The sequence below is a fragment of the Pseudenhygromyxa sp. WMMC2535 genome, from assembly GCF_011083025.2.
In genome coordinates this window covers 5,993,673-6,014,013 of record NZ_JABJWV010000001.1, presented here as the reverse complement: position 1 = coordinate 6,014,013, position 20,341 = coordinate 5,993,673, and the positions used below count along the sequence as shown (strand labels likewise).

Sequence of the window (20,341 nt, the reverse complement as noted above, 5' to 3'; positions counted from 1 at the left end):
GCTCAGGCCAGGGGCAGGCAGATGTCCACGCAGGCTCCGCCGCCCTCGCGCTCGTGCGCCGCGGCCCGCCCCCCGTGGGCGAGGGCGATCCGCCAGACCAGCGCCAAGCCCAGACCCAGGGAGCCGCCGCGGCGATCCTCGCCCTGAAAGAAGGTCTCGAACACGCGCTCGCGCTCCTCGGGGGCGAAGCCCGGGCCGCGATCCTCGACGGCGAAGCGCAGCGCCGGAGCGCCGTCGAGCTCGCCGGGGCCCACGCGCAGGACCTCGACCCCGCCGCCGTGCTCCCGGGCGTTGTTGAGCAGGTTGGCGAGGGCCCGGCCGAGCAAGGTCGGGTCGCCCTCGACGCGCGCGCCCTCGTCGAGGGCCTCGTCGATCTCGAGGCGGCTCGCGTCGACCCCCGCGCGCTCGAGGGCCCGCAGCGCGACGGCCACGGGATCGAGGGTGCGCAGCTCGACCCGCTCGAACTCCAGGCGCGAGTGGACCAGGAGCTCGTCGACGAGGTTGTCGAGCTCCAAGACCTCGCGCTCGAGCTCCGAGAGCAGCGCCTCCCCCTGGGCCTGCGCGCCGCCCTCTCGCGCCGTGTCGATGAGCACGCGCAGGTGGCCCAGAGGCGTGCGCAGCTCGTGCGAGACGCCGGCCAGGAGCTCGCGCTGCCCGGCGATCTGCGCCTCGATGCGCTCGGCCATGGTGTTCACGGCGTGGGCGAGGACGGCCAGCTCCCCATGACCGTGACCGTGACCATGACCGTGACCGTCTTCGGGCTCCGCGTCGTGCACGGGGCGGCCAAAGCCGCGCAGGCGCATGCGACGATCGAGCTTGCCCTCGCCCAGGTCCTGCGCGACGGAGACCAGCTCGACCAGCGGCCGCGTGAAGCCCCAGGCGATCGCGCCAGCAGCGGCCCACAGCGCGACGCTCGCGACCCCGGCGGCGAGCAGCGTGGCCGCGGTGCCTGGCGCGAGCACGGACCAGAGCGCGAAGCCCAGGCCCGCGCTGAGCACGATGGCCACGCCAAAAGACACGAAGAGCTTGCGCCTCAAGCTCGCGTGCAGAAACCACGCGAAGAACGGCCCGCGCCGGCGCAGCGCCGCGCCCTGACGCCAGCGGGCGTGGGCGACGTGAGCAGCGTGGGCGTGCGCGTGTCCCCGCCAGCCGTGGCCACGCCCGCGGCGGTGAGCGCCCTCGACCGCGCGCGCGCGCAGCTCGTCGTCATCTCCCTCGTCATGGCGATCGAAGGGCCGACCAGAGCGCCCGCCCAGGCCGTGTCGACCCCCAGGACCAAAGTGCCCCGGAGGAGGCGGACCGAAAGGCCCTCCACCACGCCCAGACGGCCACTGACGGCGCTGCCAGGGGCCACCGCGTCCACGTCCGCGTCCGGGCCCGCGCCCCTGTCCCCTTCCCTCTTCCTTCATTCGTCCCCTCGTCCGAACACGTAGCCGACGCCGCGCACGGTCTTGATCTTGTCCGCGTCCCCGAGCTTCTTGCGCAGCCGCGACACGTGCACGTCGACGGTCCGCTCGCCGACCACCACGTCGTCGCGCCCCGCCTCGTGGAGCAGCGCGCTGCGGGGGACCACGCGCCCTGCCCGGCGGATCAGCGCGACGAGGAGATCGAACTCGAGCCCGGTCAGCGTGATCGCCTCGCCCTCGACGCGGACCTCTCGCGTACCCACATCGACCTCCACGCCGTTGGCCGAGAGCCGCTCGCGCCCGATCTCCGGGTGCAAGCGGCGCAGCACGGCGCGCATGCGGGCGAGGAGCTCGCGCGACGAAAAAGGTTTGGCCACGTAGTCGTCGGCGCCGAGCTCGAGGCCGACCACGCGATCGGCCTCGTCCCCGCGCGCGGTCAGCATCAACACCGGGATCGCGCTGCGCTCACGGATCCGGCGCAGGACCTCGAGGCCGTCCATGCCCGGCATCATCCCGTCGAGGAGGACGACGTCGAAGCCGCCCTCGGCGAGGGTACGCAGGCCGATCCCCCCATCGAGGGCGTGCTGAAGCTCGACGCCGTTCTTCCCGAGATAGCCCGAGAGCAGCTCGAAGAGCCGCGGGTCGTCGTCGATCAACAAGGCACGGATCGCCATGGCGTTACCATTTTACTCGCTCGCCGAGGGCACGGCGGCGTAGCCCGTCATCACGGCGTCTCAGCCGCGATAGGGTCCAAAGCCCGGCCCGCGCCGGCCCAGCCAGCCGACCAGGCGCTCGCGCTGCTCCGGCTCGAGGAGCTCGTGCAGCCGGGAGAGCGCCCTGACCACGCTCTTGCGCGCCCCGGCGAGCAGCTCGTCGTGGCGGGTGAAGAGCTCGGCGAGTCGACCCTCGTCGAGCTGCTCGCCGACGAAGGCCTCGCCCAAGCCCTGCTTGGTCGCCGCGGCCTCGCCCCGGAGGTGACGAAGATCGCGGATCAACACGCGCAGGACGTCGTCGATCGCCTCCTCTTGCTCCGGGCTAGCGCCGATGAGCTCGGCGACGTGGCCTGCCCAGCGGGCGGGTCCTCGGCCGCGCCATGGCTCGCTGGGACCAAACCCAAAGGGTCCGCGACCAAAACCGGGGCCGCCCCCGCGCCAGCCACGGCCCGGTCCAAAACCCCGCCGGCCGTGGTGGTGCCCGTGGCGGCCGCGGCACTGGCGAGAGGGAGAGTCGTATGAATCGTCGTTGAAAAATCCGAACATGATGGGTGAGTTCCTTTGTCTCGGTCCTCAGCATGGGACCCGAGTGTTTCCCTTCGACCCTCGTGTTCATGAAGAAGCGTGAAGGCCGTCGCTGGTGTGTTTTGCGCGCTCTCCCGCGCCAACCACTTTCGGACTAGGCTTCAGCAATGCCTGCCGCGCCCTTGCCCGCCAACGAGGCTCAGCGCCTGGCCGTGCTCCGCGAGTACGAGATCCTCGACAGCGAATTCGACAGCCGCTTCGACGACCTCGCCCAGCTGGCCGCCCACCTCTGCAAGGTCCCGATCGTCGCGATCTCCCTGGTCGACGAGGCCAGGCAGTGGTTCAAGGCAGCGATCGGCCTCGAGGTCCGCGAGACCCCGCGCGAGCAGGCTTTTTGCGCCCACGCGATCCTCGGCGAAGAGGTCTTCGTCGTCCCCGACGCCTGCGAAGATCCGCGCTTCCTCGACAACCCACTCGTCACCGAGAACCCCGGGATCCGCTTCTACGCCGGCGCCCCCTTGCAGGTCCGCGAGGGCTTCCGACTCGGCACCCTGTGCGCCATCGACACCCAGCCCCGCGAACTCGACGCCGAGCAGCTCGACGCCCTGCGCCGCCTGGCCCGCGCGGTCGTGTCGATGATGGAGCTGCGCCGGCTCAACACCGGCCTCGCCGACGCCCTGGCCAACATCCGCACCCTGGGCGAGCTGATCCCGATCTGCTCGCACTGCCGCAAGGTCCGCGACGACCGCAACTACTGGGATCACCTCGAGCGCTTCGTGAGCACGAAGACCGGCAGCCGCTTCACCCACGGCATCTGCCCCGACTGCGTGCGTGAGCAGTTCCCCGAGGTCGCCGACGCCGTGCTCTCCCAGCTCCCCAACGGCTGACCCGACCGGCCAGGCGCCCGGCCCACCTCGGCCCCGTGATCGCGCGAGTTGCGAGGCGGGCCCGAATGCATTGCGCGAGCGCGTGTTCCAGTGCGAATCTGGGCTGCCCAGCCGCCGCGGCCAACCCCGCGGGCGGCCTACAGGAGACAGCCCCAGATGAATGAACCCTCCCCCGAAGTAGCCCAAGCACGCCATCCGCGAGGCCTGGTGGTCTTGTTCCTCGCCGAGATGTGGGAGCGCTTTTGCTACTACGGCATGCGGACACTGCTGACCCTCTATCTGACCGAGAGCCTGCTGATGGGCGACGAGGACGCGTTCACGACCTATGGCGCGTATACGGCGCTGGTCTACGCGGCCCCGGTCCTCGGCGGCAGGCTGGCCGACAAGCTGCTCGGCTACCAACGCGCGGTGATCCTCGGCGGGATCTTGATGGCGGTCGGCGAGTTCACGCTGATCGGCCACAGGTTCGTCGGCGGCGGCCCCGAGCTCGCCACGACCCTGCTCTATCTGGGCATGGGCATCATCATCATCGGCAACGGCTACTTCAAGGCCAACATCTCGTCGATCGTCGGCAAGCTCTACGACGACAAGCCCCACCTCAAGGACTCGGGCTTCACGATCTTCTACATCGGCATCAACATCGGCGCGCTGCTCGCGACCACGGTCTGCGCCTGGGTCGGCGCCACCTATGGCCGCGAGATGGGCTTTGGCCTGGCCGGCGTCGGCATGCTCTTCGGTCTGGTCCAGTTCGTGTTTGGCCGCGCCAAGCTCGAGGGGAAGGGCCTGCCCCCCGACGAGGAGCGCCTCAACAAGCCGGTGTTTGGCCCGCTGAGCCGCTGGCACATCACCGTCTTGGCCTCCGTCGCGGCCGGCCCCGCGCTCTACTTCCTGCTGACCAACGACTCGATCGTCGGCTACCTGCTGCTCGGGGTGGCCATCTACGTCGCCGTCAGCTTGCTCTTGGCCGCGTCCAAGGAGGGCAAGGTCCAGGTTCACCGAACCATCGCCTTGTTCATCTTCATGATCCTCAACGTGATGTGGTGGGCGCTCTTCGAGCAGGCCGGCACCAGCCTCACGCTCTTCGCCGACCGCGCCGTCGACAGGATGGTCTTCGGCTGGGAGATGCCCGCGGAGAACACCCAGTTCTTCAACCCCTTCTTCATCGTGGTGTTCGGCTCCATCTTCTCGACGATGTGGGTGAAGCTCGACGAGGCCAACAAGAACCCCAACATCCCGATCAAGTTCGGCCTCGCCTTCCTCCAGCTCGCGCTGGGCTACTACATGCTGGTGATCGGCTCGCAGTTCGTCGGCGAGACCTTCAAGGTCCCGCTGACCTTTCTCGCCCTGCTCTACCTGCTGCACACCACCGGCGAGCTGTTCTTGTCACCCATCGGCCTGTCCTTGGCCACCAAGCTGGCGCCCAAGGGGATGGCCGGCAGCGTCATGGGCGCGTGGTTCCTGAGCTTCGCCGGGGCCAACTTCGTCGGCGGACAGATCGCCAAGCTGACCGGCGGCGAGGGTGAGGCCGAGGCCGAGACCGAAGCCGCCGGCGAGGCTGCGGGCGAGGTCGCCCAGGGTGTGGCGCAGACCGCCCAGGAGGCGGCAGCGGCCGCCCAACAGGTGCTGGAGACCTACGTCGACGCCTACGCCTCCTTCGCCTACGCCATCGCCGCGGTCGGCATTTTGGTGCTCGTGCTCAACAAGCCGTTCAACAAGCTGATGCACGGGGTCAAGTAAGCCCGGGCGCCAGCTCGCCCCCCGGCCGACTCAGTCGGCCGTCACCGAGACCTCGAGGGCAGCCGCGTCGCGGCCCTCGAGGTCTTCTCCTTCGTCGACCCCAGACGGCGCCGAGCCAGACGCCGAGTCGAGCTCGAGGCGACGCTCGATCTCGACGGAGACCTCGCGGCGTCCGTCCGGATGATCCAGGACCTCGACCGAGACCTCCGCGGCGCCAAAGCCCTGACGCTCGAGATCCGCGAGGACCTGCGCCCGCGCCTGCTCGAGGTCGGCCTCGCGCAAGGACACATGAAAGGCGCGGTGGGCCAGGCGCCTGGCCCAGATCGTCGAGACCTCGCCCTCCAGGGGGATCACCTCGATCTCGGCCCCCGCCAGGGTCTCGGGGAAGGACTCGCGCAGCACCCCCTCGACCTCGTCCACGCCGAGCTGCTGATCCCAGAGGCGCACGCCGACCTCGACGTGCGCCTCGCCCCCGCTCTCCTCATCGGCGATCCTGCGCATGAACACGCTGACCTCGCTGGCCGAGCTGGCCACGCGCAAGCGCTCGGCCATCTCGTCGACCGGCGCGTCGGGCATGTCCGAGTCGAACGCGATCTCCACGGCGATGCCCAGGGGGATCTCGTAGGAGGTCGGGAGCACACAGGCGGCCGCGACCAGCGAGAGCAGCAGGCCCAGGCCCGCGGCGAAGCGATGCGCGGCGATCATCGCCAGCAAGCGCGGGCGTGATCGCCTCGTCTCGCCCACGGGCTCTCGCGGCGCGGGCTCTCGCGGCGCGCCCTCAGCGTAGCGCGCGGCCCAGCTGGCGAGGGCCGCGGCCTCCCCCGCCTCGCTGCGCACGGGGGGCTTCACCCCCGAGGTATGGGCTTCGCGCAGCTGCGCCTCCAGCTCGTGCTCAGTGGGCATGGGACACCTCCGGCTCGTCGTGCGCCTCGGCCTGCATCTGCGTACGGAGCGAGCGCAGCGCTCGCGACAGCCGCTTGCGCACCGTCGCCTCGCTCAGTCCCATGAGCTCGGCGATCTCGCGGTGGCGCAGGCCATCGCCATAGCGCAGGGCCAGCAGCTTGCGGGTCTCCAGGGGACACTGCGCGACCAGACCGCGCACCTGCGCGAGCGCCTCGGCGTCGAGCAGCTGGGCCAGCGGCTCGCCCTCGACGGACACCAGCGCGGGGCTGCGCTCGCACAGACCGTCGGCGACCGTATCCAGGAACTGCGCCCGCCTGCGGCTGCGGTAGTGATCGATGACCGCGTTGCGAGCGATCCTCAGCGCCCACACGCGCACGCTCCCCTTGCCCGCGTCGAAGCGCCCGAGGTGCTCGACGATCCGCCGAAAGACCTCGGCGACGAGCTCCTCGGCGTCCGCCCGCGAGTCGACCCGCCGGGCCACGAAGCGGGCGATCAGCGGGTGGAGCTCACGGTAGAGCCGCGTGAAGGCCTCCCGCTCCCCGTCCACGGCGCGCGCGACGAGCCGGGCGAGAGGATCTCGCGGGGACAGGAGCGCCATGGCCCAAGTCTACGGACGCGCCCCGATTCCGTGACCGGGGCGCGCCAATTTTTTATCGCGCACGCCCTCGTGCACCTCGCACCGGCAGCGCGGCAGGCTCAGTGAGGCGCTGCGACCGCTGTCTCCGCGCTCAGCCGCGGAAGATGTGCACCATCGAGTCGAACCACCCCGGGCGCCCGGCCAGCTGCTCGAGCTCGCCGTCGTCGAGGTAGACCCCGCCACAAGAGAAGCACTTGTCGATCTTCACGCCGCGGAATTCGACCTCGTGGAGCTCGGCGCCGCACTTGGCACAGTGCATCCAGTGGATCTCCTTGAGCTTCGCCTTCTCTTCTTCAGCGAGCTCGGCCTGGCGCTTGCGCACGGCCTCGCGCTTCTTTTGCATCTCCTGGCGCAGGATGTACTCGTCCTCGGTCTCGCTACTCATGACTTGTTCGTCGCTTCGGCTAGGGGTTGGTCGATCAACTCGGGTCGAAACGGATCTGGTCGGCTCGGACGCGTCGGCTCAGCCCTCTGCGCCGGCTTCGGCCGGCGTGGGCGAGGGCACCGGCTCGGGGGCGGGCGTCGGATCCTGCTCCTTCGCAGGCTCGGGCTCCGCCGGGGTCTCGGGCTCCGGCGGAGCCTCGTGCTTGGCCAGGTAGGCCTTGGCCTCGGCGTTGCTGGGGTCGACCTTCAACAGCCGCTCGTAGAGGCTCGTGGCCCGCACGCTCGCGCCAGTCTTGGCCGCGGTCTTGGCCGCGCCGGCGAGAGCCGAGCGATTCTCCGGGGACTGCTTCAGGGCGCGATCGTAAAATTGCGCCGCCCTGCCGTTGTTGCCCTGCGCGGCGTAGCCCTGGGCTAGGCAGACGAGCACATCGATGTCGTTGGGCTTGATGTCGAAGGCCCGCAGCAAGGTCTTGACGCCCTCGCTGGCCTTGCCAGAGGCGACCTGGCTGCAGCCGCGCTCGAGCAGGCGATCGAGGGACGAGCCGCCCCCGCCAGCTTGGCCCTGGCCGCCGTCGTCTCCCGCGGGAGGCGGCGGCGCCTGAGCTGGGTCCGGCTCGCCGGTCTCTTCCGTCCCATCCACCTCACCCATCCCATCGGGGTCCCCGGTCTCGCCCGCCTCCCCCGACTCGCCCGTCTCGTCTTCGCCGGTGGAGTCGGACGCGTCCAAGCCCGCGCGCACGGCCAGCGCGACGATCTGATCGGGCGCGGTCACCAGCATGCGCTCGGCGACGTTGCGCGCCTCGGTCTCGTCTCCAGCGCGGGCCAGCGCCAGCGCCAGCGCCCCCTCGCCCAGACCGCTGCGCTCCCCCAGGCCCAAGAGCCCGGCGACGAGACCCTCGGGCACCGGCGCCTCGAGGTCGCGCCACAGCACCGAGGCCTGGACGATCAGCTGGGTCTCTTCGGCGCCCTCGGGGATCAGCGGCGAGACCTCGGCCTCCGCTCGACCCGCGGCCAGACGAGCCAGCGCGCGGACCTCTTCGAGACGATCGAGATCCGGCGCCCCCTCGAGCGAGTCGACGTAGCGCTCGCCGTCCTCCTGATCCTCCGCGGCGCGCTGGCGATAGTCCTCGCGCCGGGCGGGGTCGAGGGCCGCGGCGATCTGATAGGCCAGCGAGCGGCTGACCAGGAGATCTGCCATCGCTACCTTCATGGCGGCGACGGAATTCGAATCGGCGCCGCCGTCATCGAGGGCGCGCAAGAGATCCGCCTCGGCCTTGGCGAGCCCACCCAGGCCCAGGCTGGCGGTGGCCTGCTCGGCCGCGGCGATCTCCGGGCGCGCCTCGGCTCGAGGCTGCGCGGCCTCGTCGCTCCCGAGCACGCGCGCGCGAATGCTCGGCACGCCAAAGACCACGCCGACGCCAGCGAAGAGCAAGAGACCAACGATCAGACGGGGGCCGATCCCCCGCCGTGGCGCTTGGTCGAGCTCGTCGTCGGACGCAGACGTGACGACGGCCGCGTCCATCGCCGGAGGTTTCGGCTTGGGCGCCGCCGCCGTCTTCGCCACAACAGGCTTGGGCGCTGCCGCGGGCTTCGCCGCCGCCGGCTTCGGCTTGGGCGCCGCCGCCGGCTTCGGCTTGGGCGCCGCCGCGGGCTTCGCCGCGGGGACGGGCGGCTTCTGTGCTGGCGCCGCCGCCGGCCTCACCGCAGCTGCGCTCACCTCGGCAGCCGCCGCCGGCTCGACCGGCTTCGCCTCGACCGCGGCCGCGGGCGCCGCCTTCTTCGCGGCGACTGGCGAGACGGTCTTGGCGACCCGCGAGACGCCAAAGACCTCGAAGGCAGCCCCAAATTCGGGCATATCGCCGATCCGCACCCAATTGCGGCCGGTCCGCGAGACCTGATCGTCGGGGTGTAGGCGCCCCTCGTCGATCCACTCGCGCAAGGCCGCCACGTCCGGCGCCGCGAAGCTCATCCCGTCGGTCGTCCGGACGTGCCAGGGCTTGGCGTTGGCGTCGGGACGCTCGACCGTGAACACGTGACGGCAGACGGAGCAGCGCACCGACAGGCCGTCGTCTCCGAGCTGCCGATCATCGAAGCGAAACTCGGTCCCGCATTTGTCGCAGCGGACGATCACGAGCGTCCTTTCTCCCCGGTTTCCAGGGCCCTGGTATCACGGTGGGATCCTGGCCCTTTGGCGGCTTGGCCGAGCATTCGCCGCCGCACCTTAGCAGGAATTTCGCGGCTCCACAGCCGTTCTGGGCCAGAGCGCGGGGACGGCGAGGCCCGGTGGAAAGCGCGACCCACCGTCGCGCAGACGAGGGCAGTGGCGTGAGCGCGCTCGCGCGCTTCCCCCACAGATCGAGCCTCGGAGCTCGGACTCGGGCCAGGATCAGGCCAGGATCAGGCCAGCAGCGCGTAGATCGAGCCGAGCACGGCGAAAGCCCCGAGCAGGGCGAGGATCCCACCGAAATAGCGCATCGCAGGCGGCGCGCCGGACTTCACGGGCTCGAGACCCGCCTCGGCCTTGCAGTTGGGGCAGGCCATGTGCTCGGCGTCGGCCTCGGCCTCGAAGTGCGTATGGCAGCGGCTACACACGAAGGGCATGACGCCGGCGTACGACGGGCCCTGTTCCCTGTCAAGCGCCCGCTTTACCGAGCCTTCACGCCCTACTGAGACTCGACGTGGCGACCTGTGGCAGAATTCACAGCGGTGCGGATCCTGCTCATCGAAGACGACGAGAAGCTCGCCGGGCGCACGGCCGAGTACCTCCAGTCCCACCAGGCCGAGGTCGAGATTGTCCCCGAGGGAGAAGCCGGGCTCGAGCGCGCGAGCGCGGGGGAGCACGACCTCGTGCTCCTCGACCTGATGCTCCCAGGCCTCGACGGCCTCGAGCTGTGTCGTCGCCTGCGTCAGCGCTCCAAGATCCCGGTGATCATCCTCAGCGCCCGCGGTGAAGAGGTCGACCGCATCGTCGGCCTCGAGGTCGGGGCCGACGACTACATGCCCAAGCCCTTCTCCCCGCGCGAGCTGCTCGCCCGCATCCGCGCGGTGCTCCGGCGGCACTCGGCCGCGGCGGGGATCGACGGCGAGGCCATCGAGGTCGGACCCCTGAAGATCGATCGCACCCGCCGGGTCGCCACGGTCTCCGAGAGCCCCTGCGATCTGACCGCCTACCAGTTCGATCTCCTGTGGCTGCTGGCTTCGCAGACCGAGCGCGTGCTCGCCCGCAAGCAGCTCCACGCCCAGGTCCGAGCCCTGCGCGGCGAGCCGCCCCAGGACTTCGACCCGACCGTCGATCGCTCCATCGACGTCCACCTCAGCAAGATCCGTCAGGCCCTCGACGCCGCCGAGACTGGCTGTGGCCAGTCGCTGATCAAGACGGTGCGCGGCGTCGGCTACGTGCTCTCGGCCCCGAGCTAGCACCTCATCACCAAAGCGATGCTTTGACACAGCGGCCCCCAACCCGGCCGCTGCGGGTCCCCAAACCCGCACCCACGAGCTCCCATGGCGACCACTGAGCCCAGCACCGGCAGCGCACGCGGTCGGCTCTTCGTGCGCATCTACGCGACCTTCATGGTCTCGGTGCTGCTCTTTGGCCTGCTCGCCGCTGGCCTGGCGTCACTGAGCGCGTCCTCGCGAGACAACCAGCGCGCCGAGGCCGTCTTCGATCGCGTGACCGCGGAGGCCGAGCGCATGGTCCCCGCCATGCGGCTCCAGGACGAGGACAGCCTGCGGACGATCCTCGCCGAGATGGACGAGGACTTCGACGCGCTCGTCATCTTGCACCCCTTCGAGCGCAACGCGAACCGCGAGCGACAGGGTGAAGGTGAGACCGAGGATGAAGCCGAAGCCGAAGACGAGGGTCCGGGCGCAGGCGGGGGCGAGGACCCGAGCGAGGACAGGCGCACCCCCGACGTCCGCGACCTCGACCGCGTGCGCGCGCAGCAGGGCCGCGACCCGGACCTCGACCCCGGCGATAGCGATGACTTCCCCTTCCCCGAGGGCGACCGCCCGCCCCCGCCGCCGGACGACCCCTTCGCCCCTCCGCCCGACGACCCCTTCGCCCCCCCGCCCCGCGACGATCAGCGCCCTCCGCCCGGCGACAGCTTCACGCGGCCCAGCACCCAGCCGCGCCTCGGCGACCAACCCGGCCCCACCGGCACCCGCTACGCACCGCCCAACGCCGACAGCCAGACCGACGACCGCCGCGCCCAGCAAGAGCGCGGAGAGGCGCGCGCGCGCTGGCGCAGGATGATGGCCCCGCCGGTCTCCAGCGACCCCAAGGTCAACCCCCAGGAGGTCCCGCCGCCCACACCTCGCGAATACCGTCGCCTCCTCCACGGGCGGCCGGTGCTCCGCACGGGCCCGGGCCCCACCCCGCCGACGATCATCATCCCGCTCTTCGAGCCCGAGGCCGACACCGAGAGCGGGCGCCGGCCCAAGCTGCTCGGGGCCGTGTCGATCACTCCCCACCACGACGTCAGCGGCTGGCTGTTCGCCGCCGGGCTGCTGCTCCTGCTCGCCCTCGCCGGCGGCGCCTACCCCCTGGCGCGCTCGCTCACCTCCCGCCTCGACACCCTCGAGCGCAGCACCCGGGCGCTGGCCCGCGGCGAGCTCTCGCACCGCGCCAAGATCGAGGGCGACCCCCGCGACGAGATCGACAGCCTCGCGCTGTCCTTCAACCAGATGGCCGAGCGCCTCGAGACCCTGGTCTCGGGCCAGCGCACGCTGCTGACCAACGTCTCCCACGAGCTGCGCACGCCGATCGCCCGCATCAAGGTGCTGATCGAGATCCTCGGCGAGCGCATCGAGCAGCTCGAGGGCACCCAGGCCCGCGGCGAGCCCATCGACACCGAGACCCTCGCCCGCCTGTCCCGCGGCCTCGACGAGATGCAGGAGGACCTCGGCGAGGTCGAGGGCCTGATCCGCGACCTGCTGACCTCCGGGCGCCTCGAGCTCGTCGAGGGCGGCGCGCTCCAGCTCGAGCCGATCGAGCTGTGCGAGCTGTGCGAGCAAGTCGCGGGCCGCTTCGACGCGACCGTCGAGTGTCAGGGCGTCGCCGAAGACCACAGCTTCGAAGGCGACCGCATGCTGCTCGAGCGCCTGCTCAAGAACCTGCTCGCCAACGCGCGCCGAGCCTGCCCCGCTGGCGCGCTCACGATCCGCGGCGGCCTCGAGGGCGAGGGCGCCCAGCGACACATGGTCATCGAGGTCGAGGACGAGGGGCCCGGCGTGCCCGAGGACAAGCGCTCGCTGATCTTCGAGCCCTTCGCACGCCTCGACGCGGCGCGGGCCAGGGACAAGGGCGGCGTCGGCCTCGGCCTCTACCTGTGCCGTCAGATCGCCCGCGCCCACGGCGGGACGCTGTCCGCGGAGTCTCGCCGCGACGGCCGCCCTGGAGCGCGCTTCGTGCTTCGGCTATGACTCGGCCGTGCAAGCTCACCAGCAAGCCTTCGTCGATCTCCTGCTGCGCTACGAGGTGATCCGCTTCGGCGAGTTCACCTTGAAGTCCGGGCGCAAGTCGCCCTACTTCGTCAACGCCGGGCAGCTGCGCACGGGCCAGGCCATCGCCGGCCTCGGCCGGGCCTACGCCGCCGAGATCCTGCGCGCCGAGCTGGCCTGCGATCTGATCTTCGGGCCGGCCTACAAGGGCGTGCCCCTGGCCGTCGCCACCGCCATCGGCATGGCGGAGCAGGGCCTCGACGTCCCCTACGGCTTCGACCGCAAGGAGGCCAAGGACCACGGCGAGGGCGGCATGTTCGTGGGCACCAAGCCCGCCGCCGGCATGAAGGTCGTGCTCGTCGACGACGTGATCACCTCGGGCCGCTCGATCCGCGAGGCCGTCGCGCTGCTGCGCGAGGCCGCCCCCGACATCGAGGTCAGCGCGGCGATCGTCGCCGTGGATCGCCAAGAGCGCGGTCGCGGCAGCAAGACCACCCTCGCCGAGCTCCGCGACGAGCTCGGCGTGGACGTGCGCGCCATCGTCAGCATCGGTGAGCTCGTCCCCTACCTCCACGGCCGCGAGTTCGCTGGCGAGGTCGTGCTCGACGACGCCGGGCGTGCGGCCATCGAGGCATACCTCGCCGAGCACGGGGGCGAGGGGTGAGAGGGGCGCTGCCTGCCCTCGCCGCGCTGCTCGTCCTCGCGGCCTGCCCCGGCGAGACCGCGAGCGACCCCCTCGATCCCGAGCTCGTCAGCGAGCTGAGCGGCACCCAGGGGTCGGCCGAGGGCAGCGGCTACGCCGGCAGCTGGCGCATGAGCGCCACGCAGCACGAGTGCGACTGCCCCAGCGTCGAGTTCGACGGCGACCCGATCGACCTGTGCATCCTCGCCGACCTCGGCGCGTTCTCGAACCTCGAGCTCGAGATTGGCCAAGTCGATGGCTACCTCGGCGCCACGCTACCGAGCGACATCGTGCTCACGGGCCCCGTCGAGGCCAACGGAGCGTTCACCCTCGCAGGCGTCCGCAACCTGTCGACCGCCGCCGGGACCCTCCAGGCCATCATCCGCATCGATGGCAGCTTCCCAGACCTCGACAACGCCGAGGGAGACGCCGCCCAGCGCTTCGTTGGAGAGTTTGCGACCGAGGCGGTCGACTGCCGCTGGCAAGGTGAGCTGAGCGCAGAGCGAAGCTGACAACTCGAGCGAGCCGGCGCCCAGGGGCCACGGAGCCACGGAGCCACGCTTGGAGCGCCGGTCGCCAGCTTGCTAGTTGGCAACTTTACTCGCTGAAAAGTTGGTGTGGCAGCCCGCGCATCCGTCGATTAGGCTCCCGGCATGAAGCTGGGATTTGCACTCAATCTAGCCGCCCTCGCTGCCCTTTGTGTCGCCTGCGGGGAGGACCCCACCGAGGCGAGCTCGCAGGAGAGCGACTCCGAAGACACCGTGGCCGAAGGCTCGAGCTCCGACGACGACGTCGGCGAAGAGCAAGGCAGCGGCTCGAGCGAGTCGGCCGACCAGGGCTCGAGCGAGTCTGCCGACGAGAGCACCAGCGAGTCGGCGGACGGGAGCACCAGCGAGTCGGCGGACGACGAGAGCGCCAGCGAGTCGGCGGACGAGAGCACCGACGAGTCCACGGAGGGCGAGAGCGGCTCCGAGACCGAAGGCGAGACCGACACCGACACCGACACCGACACCACCGATACGGGCGTCGATCCTTGCAGCACGATCCTCTACCCCACGGTCCGCGACTTCATGATCGCCCACCCGGACTTCGAGGGCACCACGGGCAACGACCTGGGCATCGTCGAGGACCAGCTCGGCGCCGACAGCAAGCCGGTCTACGCGGGCAACCCCAACACGCCCACGACCTCCGGCGCCGACAACTTCAACCAGTGGTACAACGACGTCGAGGGCGTCAACTTGCCCTTCGAGATCCCCATCGAGCTGCTCGAGGTCTCGCCCGGGGTCTACGAGTACGACAACAGCGCCTTCTTCCCCATCGACGACCAGGGCTGGGGCAACGAGGGCAACACCCACAACTACCACTTCACCTTGGAGCTGCACACGAGCTTCCAGTATCAAGGCGGCGAGGTGTTCACCTTCCGCGGTGACGACGACCTGTGGGTCTTCGTCAACGGCAAGCTCGGCATCAACCTCGGCGGCGTCCACGGGGCGCTCGAGGGCTCCATCGACATGGACGCCATGGCCGGCGATCTCGGCCTCGAGCTCGGCGGTGTCTACGCCATCGACTTCTTCTTCGCCGAGCGCCACACCGTCCAGTCGAACTTCAAGATCACCACGACGATCTCCTGCTTCGAGCCGCAGTGAGCCCCGTGGTAGTAGGACGGCCCCGCCGCGCGCTCGCGCACAGGCGCCCTCTCGCGCGCGTCGGGCCCGTCCTCCCGTGAAGCTCCGCCCCTACCAGCTCGAGGCCGTCGCGGCCGTGATCGCGGCCCGTAAGCGAGGGCTTCGCCGCATGCTCGTCGCCCTGCCCACGGGCGCCGGCAAGACGGTGATCTTCTCCGAGCTGATCCGCCGAGCCCGGCGCGAGGTCCTGGTCCTCGCCCACCGCGACGAGCTGCTCGAGCAGGCCCGCGCCAAGATCGAGGCCGCCCTGCGCCGCACGGGCGACCAGCGCCGCGTGGAGATCGAGCGCGGCCAGACCCGCGCGAGCTCGGCCGCGCGGATCATCGTGGCCTCGATCCGCTCGCTCCACGAGGGCCGCATCGGCCGGGTCCTCGCCGGGCGCGAGCTCGGCTTGGTGATCTACGACGAGTGCCACCACGCCGTGGCCGATGCCAACCGCGCCGTGCTCGAGCGCATCGGCGTGTTCGAGCAGGACTGGCCGGGGACTCTGGTCGGGTTCACCGCCACCACCCGGCGCGCCGACGGCCGCGGCCTCGAGGAGATCTTCGAAGAGATCGTCGCCGAGCGCACCCTCGAGCAGATGATCGCCGACGGCTACCTGCGCCCCCTCGAGGGCCTGCGCGTCCAGACCCAGGTCTGCCTCGACGAGGTCCCCCTGGCCAGCGGCGGGGGAGCGAGCGCGGAGGCGCTCGACTTCGACGAGCAGGCCCTCGAGCAGGTCGTCGACGTCGAGGGCCGCAACCAGCTGGTCGCGCGCAGCGTCCTCGAGCTGTGCCGGGACCGGCGGACGATCGCCTTTTGCGTGGGGGTCCGCCACGCCGAGCACCTCAGCGCCGCCCTCAACCGCATCGGCGTGCGCGCGGCCCTGGTCCACGGCGAGATGCCCAAGGACGCCCGCGCGCGCACCCTGGCTCGCTTTCGCGCCGGCCACTTCCAGGTCCTCACCAACGTCGGCGTGCTGACCGAGGGCTTCGATGATCCAGGGGTCAGCGCCATCGCCATGGTCCGGCCGACCCGCTCCGAGGCGCTCTACCTCCAGTGCGTCGGCCGAGGCATGCGCCTCGATCCCAGCGCCAAAAACTGCCTGGTCCTCGACTTCGTCGACCTCTCCAAGCTCGAGATCGTGACCACCGCGACCCTCGAAGGCCGCGAGGTCAAGCCCTTCCCCGAGCGCGAGAACGAGGGCGAGGGCCAGCCCACGATCCCGATCCCGATCGAAGACGACCGCGACGAGCCGCCGGCGACCCTCGCCGAGATCGTCTCGAGGCTATGCGAATTCGATCCCCTGACCATGGCCCAGCGAGAGGAGGCCGCGGCCATCTCCGCCAACGCCTGGCTGTCGCTGGGCGCCCGCGGGATGATGCTGCACTTCCACGATCACGACGGCGCCCTGCGTCACTTCGAGCTGCGCCCCCGCGGCGCTGGCCGGGCTCGCGGCGGGGTCGAGGTCTGGCTGGGCGAGCGCATGCTCTCGCGCTGCGCGAACATGAGCGCGGCCATCGAGGCCGTCGACCACGAGCTGCCCAACTACGGCGACCCGAGCAGCGCCCGGCCCGAGGCCCCCTGGCGTCGCCATCCGGTCACCCCGGCCCTGGCCTACGCCCTCGCCCAGCTCCGCCCGCCGCGACGAGCCCGAGACGTGGGCGAGGCGATCGCCCACCTCGCCCTCGAGCTCAGGCCGAGCTGAGCCGCCAACGCGGGCCGTTCAGCACTCGTTGGCGCAGCTTTGGCTGACGCAGCCCAGCACCCCCGCGAGCGAGGGCAGCGAGACCAGAGCCCCCGAGCAGCCGAGCGAGCACTCCTCGTCCTCGCCGCCGCCCAGCAGGCAGGTCAGCAGGCACAGGCAGCCCAGGTCGTCGGCGCAGCCCAAGAGCGCCTCGCAGCAGACGAGCTCCAGGCAGGTGCTGCACCCCTGGGTCAGCTGATCGACGTTCCCACAGGTCTGCGAGCCGTCTTCGCTGCCCATGGACTCGCTGCCCGCGTCCTCGCTCCCGCCCGTGTCCTCGGCCCCGGCGTCTTCGCTGTCCCCAACCTCGGTCTCGGTCTCGGTCTGCGCGTCCTCACCGATCTCGTCGAGGCCGTCGTCGGATCCCGTGCTCCCGCCGGACTCGCCCCCTTCGGCGCCGGTGCCCTCAACCATGGGCTCCTCGCCCGCGCCGTCGTCGTCGAAGGTCTCGTCGCCAAAGTCGTCATCGGGCCCGACGGGGTTGGGCTTGAGGCAGCCCGGCCCGACCAGGCCGACCAGGCCGACCGCGCAAACCAGCTCGACTAAAAAAGCCCTGCCGCCGCTTTGACTGTGCTTCATGTCGATCATCACAGTGACCCCCCCAGACCGCCGATGCTCGGCCCTGGGCGCAAAGCCAGCGGGTGCGCCGGCCCTGCCCGCTCGCTTCGCCTGCGCCGCTCGTCCACGGCGAGGGTCACGACGCCAATGACGAGGGCCGTGGCCCCAACCGAGAGCACCCCGACCCCTGGCCACTTCGTATCGTAGAGCTGGGGACAGGTGTCGAAATCTCCCTCGTCCGCGCCCCCGGGGCAGGTGCTGTCGATGGCCAGCAAAGCCGCGCCCGCCCCCGCGCCCATCACCCCCACGCTGACCAGCCCGATCTCCGCCCAGCGCGGCATCACGGGAGCGCGCTCACCTCGTCCACGCTGTCCACCCGCGGCCTCGTCCACCTGCGAGCCGTCCATGGCCGGCGGCGGCGGCGGCGGTGCAGCAATCTCGATACGTTCGCGCGCTCCCGCGCGCGTCAGCTCAATCTTCATGCGCTGCGGATCGAGCTCGGCGACCTCGATCCACACGCGGTGCTCCCCCAGCGGGAGCGAGACCCCGGGGCCACCGGCGAGGTCGGCGTCCACCTCCCGCTCGTCGACGAAGATTCGGCAGCGATCGATACAATCGACCTCTAATCGCGCACGTTCGCTCGCGCGTAGCGCCTGACGCCGCAATTCGAATAGTTCGCTGAGCCGCGGCCCCAGCCGTGCGGCCTCGAAGGCTTCGAGCTCACCGTCGAGTTCGAGGCCTTTGACTACCCGGTCGATAGCCGCACGGGCTACTCCTTCATCGCCCCTGGCGAGGGCCTCCCTGGCCAGGGCGAATTCGGCCATTCGCTGCGTACGGCGACCAGCGGGGTCTCCAGCCAGCAAAACGGCGTACTCCCGCAACTCCAGCAGCGCCCCCTCGAGGCTCGCGCGGGCCTCCGTGGCCCCGCTATTGATCGCAACGGTCCCGCGCTCGAGGTCACCTATCAGATCAATATATCCTTGGTAACCACCGTGGCTATTCTCCACACCTTCGATGCTTTCTTCCCCTCCCTCACCTACCGAGGGATAGGCGCCCTCTTTTTCCGGTTTACCCGCAGAAACGCCCGCCAGAACGGCGAACATGATCGAAAGGCTAAGCCCCATGAACACACCATACACGAGTTCCATGGCCATGCATTGACCAAGCATTTAAATCATGACAGAATGAGTCATCGGATACTTTACCCGACATTGATCCAATGGACACCGCTTCGGTCGAACAGCTCGATTTATCCCCTCGCTTCGGGAGCTACGACCTCATCGAGCGCCTCGGCGCTGGTGGGATGGCAGAGGTCTGGCGTGCGCGGCAAAGCGCCCATGGCGCCAGCAAAACCCTCGCCCTGAAGCTCATCGCACCGCACCTGACGGCCTCCGTTCGACATCGCCGCATGTTCCTCAAGGAGGCGCGGCTGTCGATGATGCTCAGCCATTCGAATATCGTTCAAGTGTTCTCCGTGGGCATGGAGGGCCCGCGTTGCTTCATGGCCATGGAGTGGATCGATGGGCTCAATCTCGCGCATCTGTGTCGATATTGCGCCAAGACCGACTCCCCACTTCCTTTCGAGGTCGTCTCCTTCATCATTGGAGAGCTGCTCTCGGCGCTCTCATACTCCCACGAGCTACACACTGGGAGCGCGAGACAGGCGATTGTCCATCGGGACATCTCACCGCACAACGTCTTGGCCTCGGTCAGCGGTGAGGTCAAGCTGACGGACTTCGGAATCGCGCGCCTGTCCAGCGAGGACAGCACCGGCCTGCACATCCAGGGCAAGCTGCGCTACATGGCGCCGGAGCAGGCCCTCGGTGAGTCGCGCTCCCCCCTCGTCGACCTCTACGCCGTCGGAGGCGTCCTGCAAGAGCTGCTCGACGGACGACGATTTCGCGCAGACGTGCCCCGCGAGAAGCTCTTCGCCGCCGTCGCCTCCGGCAGCGTCCCCCCGCTCACCCGCGCCAACGTCCCCGAGCCGCTGCTCCGGCTGCGCGCCGGCCTGCTCGAGCACGACCCCACCGAGCGGATCGAGAGCGCCCGCGAGGCCCTCGAGATCCTCGGCGCGTGGGCGACTCCGCCGGGCGCTCGCCAGATGCTCGCCGAGATCGTGCGTCATCACAGCGGCATCGACGGCCCGCGCTCTGGGCTGTTCGCCAACGCCACTGCCAGCGCCAACGAGCGCAGCGCTGACTCGGGCTGGCCGCAGACCGGCGCGCGCACCATCTCCGTGCCCACGGGCACCTTGGGCTCCAGCGAGGTCTGCACCCAAGTCGCCGAGTCCAGCCAAAAGCCGGCCCTCGAGCTGGTCGAGTCCGCGGCCCCGCGCAGCATTCGACCGCACATGATGATGGTCGTCGCGCTGTCTGTCCTCGCCCTCGGGGCCGGCATGATCATGTCGGCTCTGCCGCTGTTCTCGACCCAGGGCATCGCGAAGATCGACACGGACTTTCGCGCGCTGAGCAAGCGCGTGGTCGAGCGGCAGATCAACACGGCCTCCGGCTTCACGGGCACACAGCCGCGAGACCCCAGCGGCGACGAGCGCTCGGTCGAAGCGCGAGGCGGCGCCCCCGATCCTGTCGCCGTGGGGCTGCCCCCCTCTCCCTCTCTCCAGCCACCTGAGCAGGCCCAACAGGCCGAGGCCCCCATCCAACGCGCGGAGCCCGCTGCCGCGGCCCAGGCCGCGCATACCCGAGCCAAGCAGACCAAAGCCAAGAACCCCGCCTCAGTGACCTTCGCGGCCCACGAGTTTCACTACCTCGAGGTTCGCGTCAACAAGCGGCGCCTGACCCTCGATCCGCTGGCAAAGGTCTCCCTGCCTCCCGGCCGCCATGATCTATCCATTCGCGAAGGTGGCTCCGAGACCTGGATACCTGCCGGAAAGATCAGCGTGACCTCAGGCGGCGTCTACCAGGCCAACTTCAAGCGCCCCGGCGCCGTCGACATCATTCGCAAAGATAGCGAAGCTGGCCATTGAGTAACCATTCAACACTGTGCTGATGGACTCTTCGTCGGCAGGGTCTGGCAACTGTAGTTGTAGGTCGAGGTAGGAC

At 70.2% G+C, this 20,341-nt stretch carries 19 protein-coding genes; 9 read left to right on the top strand and 10 right to left on the bottom strand.

The features are described from left to right. Nucleotides 1-2: 2 nt before the first annotated feature. Genes G6O69_RS23275 through G6O69_RS23265 form a run of 3 tightly spaced genes read right to left on the bottom strand, consistent with a single transcriptional unit; the run spans nt 3 to nt 2,665 of the window. Nucleotides 3-1,409, bottom strand: coding sequence for an ATP-binding protein (locus G6O69_RS23275; protein ID WP_172305711.1), 1,407 nt, complete (start codon nt 1,407-1,409; stop codon nt 3-5). Then, nucleotides 1,406-2,080, bottom strand: coding sequence for a response regulator transcription factor (locus tag G6O69_RS23270; protein ID WP_172305710.1), 675 nt, complete (start codon nt 2,078-2,080; stop codon nt 1,406-1,408). Before G6O69_RS23270 ends, G6O69_RS23275 begins: the two co-directional genes overlap by 4 nt. A gap of 60 nt (nt 2,081-2,140) precedes the next feature. After that, nucleotides 2,141-2,665 carry a periplasmic heavy metal sensor gene (locus tag G6O69_RS23265; RefSeq protein WP_172305709.1) on the bottom strand — a complete coding sequence of 175 codons (525 nt, stop codon included), beginning with the start codon at nt 2,663-2,665 and terminating at the stop codon, nt 2,141-2,143. Between the two features lie 146 nt (nt 2,666-2,811). On the opposite strand from G6O69_RS23265, the gene G6O69_RS23260 reads away from it, so the two are divergent. Together G6O69_RS23260 and G6O69_RS23255 are read left to right on the top strand one after the other, a co-directional pair. Further along, a complete protein-coding gene (locus tag G6O69_RS23260; RefSeq protein ID WP_172305708.1) occupies nt 2,812-3,531 on the top strand; it encodes a GAF domain-containing protein in 720 nt (239 codons plus the stop codon). Between the two features lie 156 nt (nt 3,532-3,687). Beyond that, nucleotides 3,688-5,268 carry an oligopeptide:H+ symporter gene (locus G6O69_RS23255; RefSeq protein WP_172305707.1) on the top strand — a complete coding sequence of 527 codons (1,581 nt, stop codon included), beginning with the start codon at nt 3,688-3,690 and terminating at the stop codon, nt 5,266-5,268. Nucleotides 5,269-5,298: 30 nt separating this feature from the next. Here G6O69_RS23255 and G6O69_RS23250 read toward each other — a convergent pair whose 3' ends face one another. The 5 genes from G6O69_RS23250 to G6O69_RS23230 form a co-directional block, all read right to left on the bottom strand. Then, nucleotides 5,299-6,171: a hypothetical protein gene (locus G6O69_RS23250; RefSeq protein ID WP_172305706.1), complete on the bottom strand. Its 873-nt coding sequence runs from the start codon at nt 6,169-6,171 to the stop codon at nt 5,299-5,301. Further along, complete coding sequence (locus G6O69_RS23245; RefSeq protein ID WP_172305705.1) at nt 6,161-6,769, bottom strand: RNA polymerase sigma factor; 609 nt, start codon at nt 6,767-6,769, stop codon at nt 6,161-6,163. The genes G6O69_RS23250 and G6O69_RS23245 overlap by 11 nt, the downstream gene beginning before the upstream one ends. Nucleotides 6,770-6,899: 130 nt before the next feature. Continuing rightward, complete coding sequence (locus G6O69_RS23240; protein ID WP_172305704.1) at nt 6,900-7,193, bottom strand: zf-TFIIB domain-containing protein; 294 nt, start codon at nt 7,191-7,193, stop codon at nt 6,900-6,902. 78 nt (nt 7,194-7,271) lie between these two features. Further along, a complete protein-coding gene (locus tag G6O69_RS23235; RefSeq protein WP_172305703.1) occupies nt 7,272-9,323 on the bottom strand; it encodes a zinc-ribbon domain-containing protein in 2,052 nt (683 codons plus the stop codon). 266 nt (nt 9,324-9,589) lie between these two features. After that, on the bottom strand, nt 9,590-9,793 hold the full coding sequence (locus tag G6O69_RS23230; RefSeq protein WP_172305702.1) for a zinc ribbon domain-containing protein: 204 nt from the start codon (nt 9,791-9,793) through the stop codon (nt 9,590-9,592). Nucleotides 9,794-9,880: 87 nt separating this feature from the next. Here G6O69_RS23230 and G6O69_RS23225 point away from each other — a divergent pair, with 87 nt between their 5' ends. The 6 genes from G6O69_RS23225 (at nt 9,881) to G6O69_RS23200 (ending at nt 16,685) form a co-directional block, all read left to right on the top strand. Then, nucleotides 9,881-10,609, top strand: coding sequence for a response regulator transcription factor (locus G6O69_RS23225; RefSeq protein ID WP_172305701.1), 729 nt, complete (start codon nt 9,881-9,883; stop codon nt 10,607-10,609). An 84-nt stretch (nt 10,610-10,693) separates the two neighbouring features. Beyond that, complete coding sequence (locus G6O69_RS23220) at nt 10,694-12,613, top strand: HAMP domain-containing sensor histidine kinase (protein ID WP_172305700.1); 1,920 nt, start codon at nt 10,694-10,696, stop codon at nt 12,611-12,613. Nucleotides 12,614-12,620: 7 nt separating this feature from the next. Continuing rightward, nucleotides 12,621-13,295 (top strand): orotate phosphoribosyltransferase, encoded by a 675-nt coding sequence (gene pyrE / locus G6O69_RS23215; protein WP_172305699.1) that lies wholly within the window; start codon nt 12,621-12,623, stop codon nt 13,293-13,295. Further along, nucleotides 13,292-13,825 carry a hypothetical protein gene (locus G6O69_RS23210; protein ID WP_172305698.1) on the top strand — a complete coding sequence of 178 codons (534 nt, stop codon included), beginning with the start codon at nt 13,292-13,294 and terminating at the stop codon, nt 13,823-13,825. Before pyrE ends, G6O69_RS23210 begins: the two co-directional genes overlap by 4 nt. Before the next feature lie 141 nt (nt 13,826-13,966). Next, nucleotides 13,967-14,959 (top strand): fibro-slime domain-containing protein, encoded by a 993-nt coding sequence (locus tag G6O69_RS23205; RefSeq protein WP_172305697.1) that lies wholly within the window; start codon nt 13,967-13,969, stop codon nt 14,957-14,959. Nucleotides 14,960-15,035: 76 nt separating this feature from the next. Continuing rightward, nucleotides 15,036-16,685 (top strand): DEAD/DEAH box helicase, encoded by a 1,650-nt coding sequence (locus G6O69_RS23200; RefSeq protein WP_172305696.1) that lies wholly within the window; start codon nt 15,036-15,038, stop codon nt 16,683-16,685. 18 nt (nt 16,686-16,703) lie between these two features. Here the strand turns inward: G6O69_RS23200 and G6O69_RS23195 are convergent, their stop codons facing one another. After that, complete coding sequence (locus G6O69_RS23195; protein WP_172305695.1) at nt 16,704-17,303, bottom strand: hypothetical protein; 600 nt, start codon at nt 17,301-17,303, stop codon at nt 16,704-16,706. An 8-nt stretch (nt 17,304-17,311) separates the two neighbouring features. Next, nucleotides 17,312-18,436, bottom strand: a complete 1,125-nt coding sequence (locus G6O69_RS23190) for a hypothetical protein (protein ID WP_172305694.1) — start codon at nt 18,434-18,436, stop codon at nt 17,312-17,314. 65 nt (nt 18,437-18,501) lie between these two features. Between G6O69_RS23190 and G6O69_RS23185 the strand changes: the two genes are divergently transcribed. Then, on the top strand, nt 18,502-20,265 hold the full coding sequence (locus tag G6O69_RS23185) for a serine/threonine-protein kinase (RefSeq protein ID WP_172305693.1): 1,764 nt from the start codon (nt 18,502-18,504) through the stop codon (nt 20,263-20,265). The last annotated feature ends 76 nt before the right edge of the window (nt 20,266-20,341 follow it).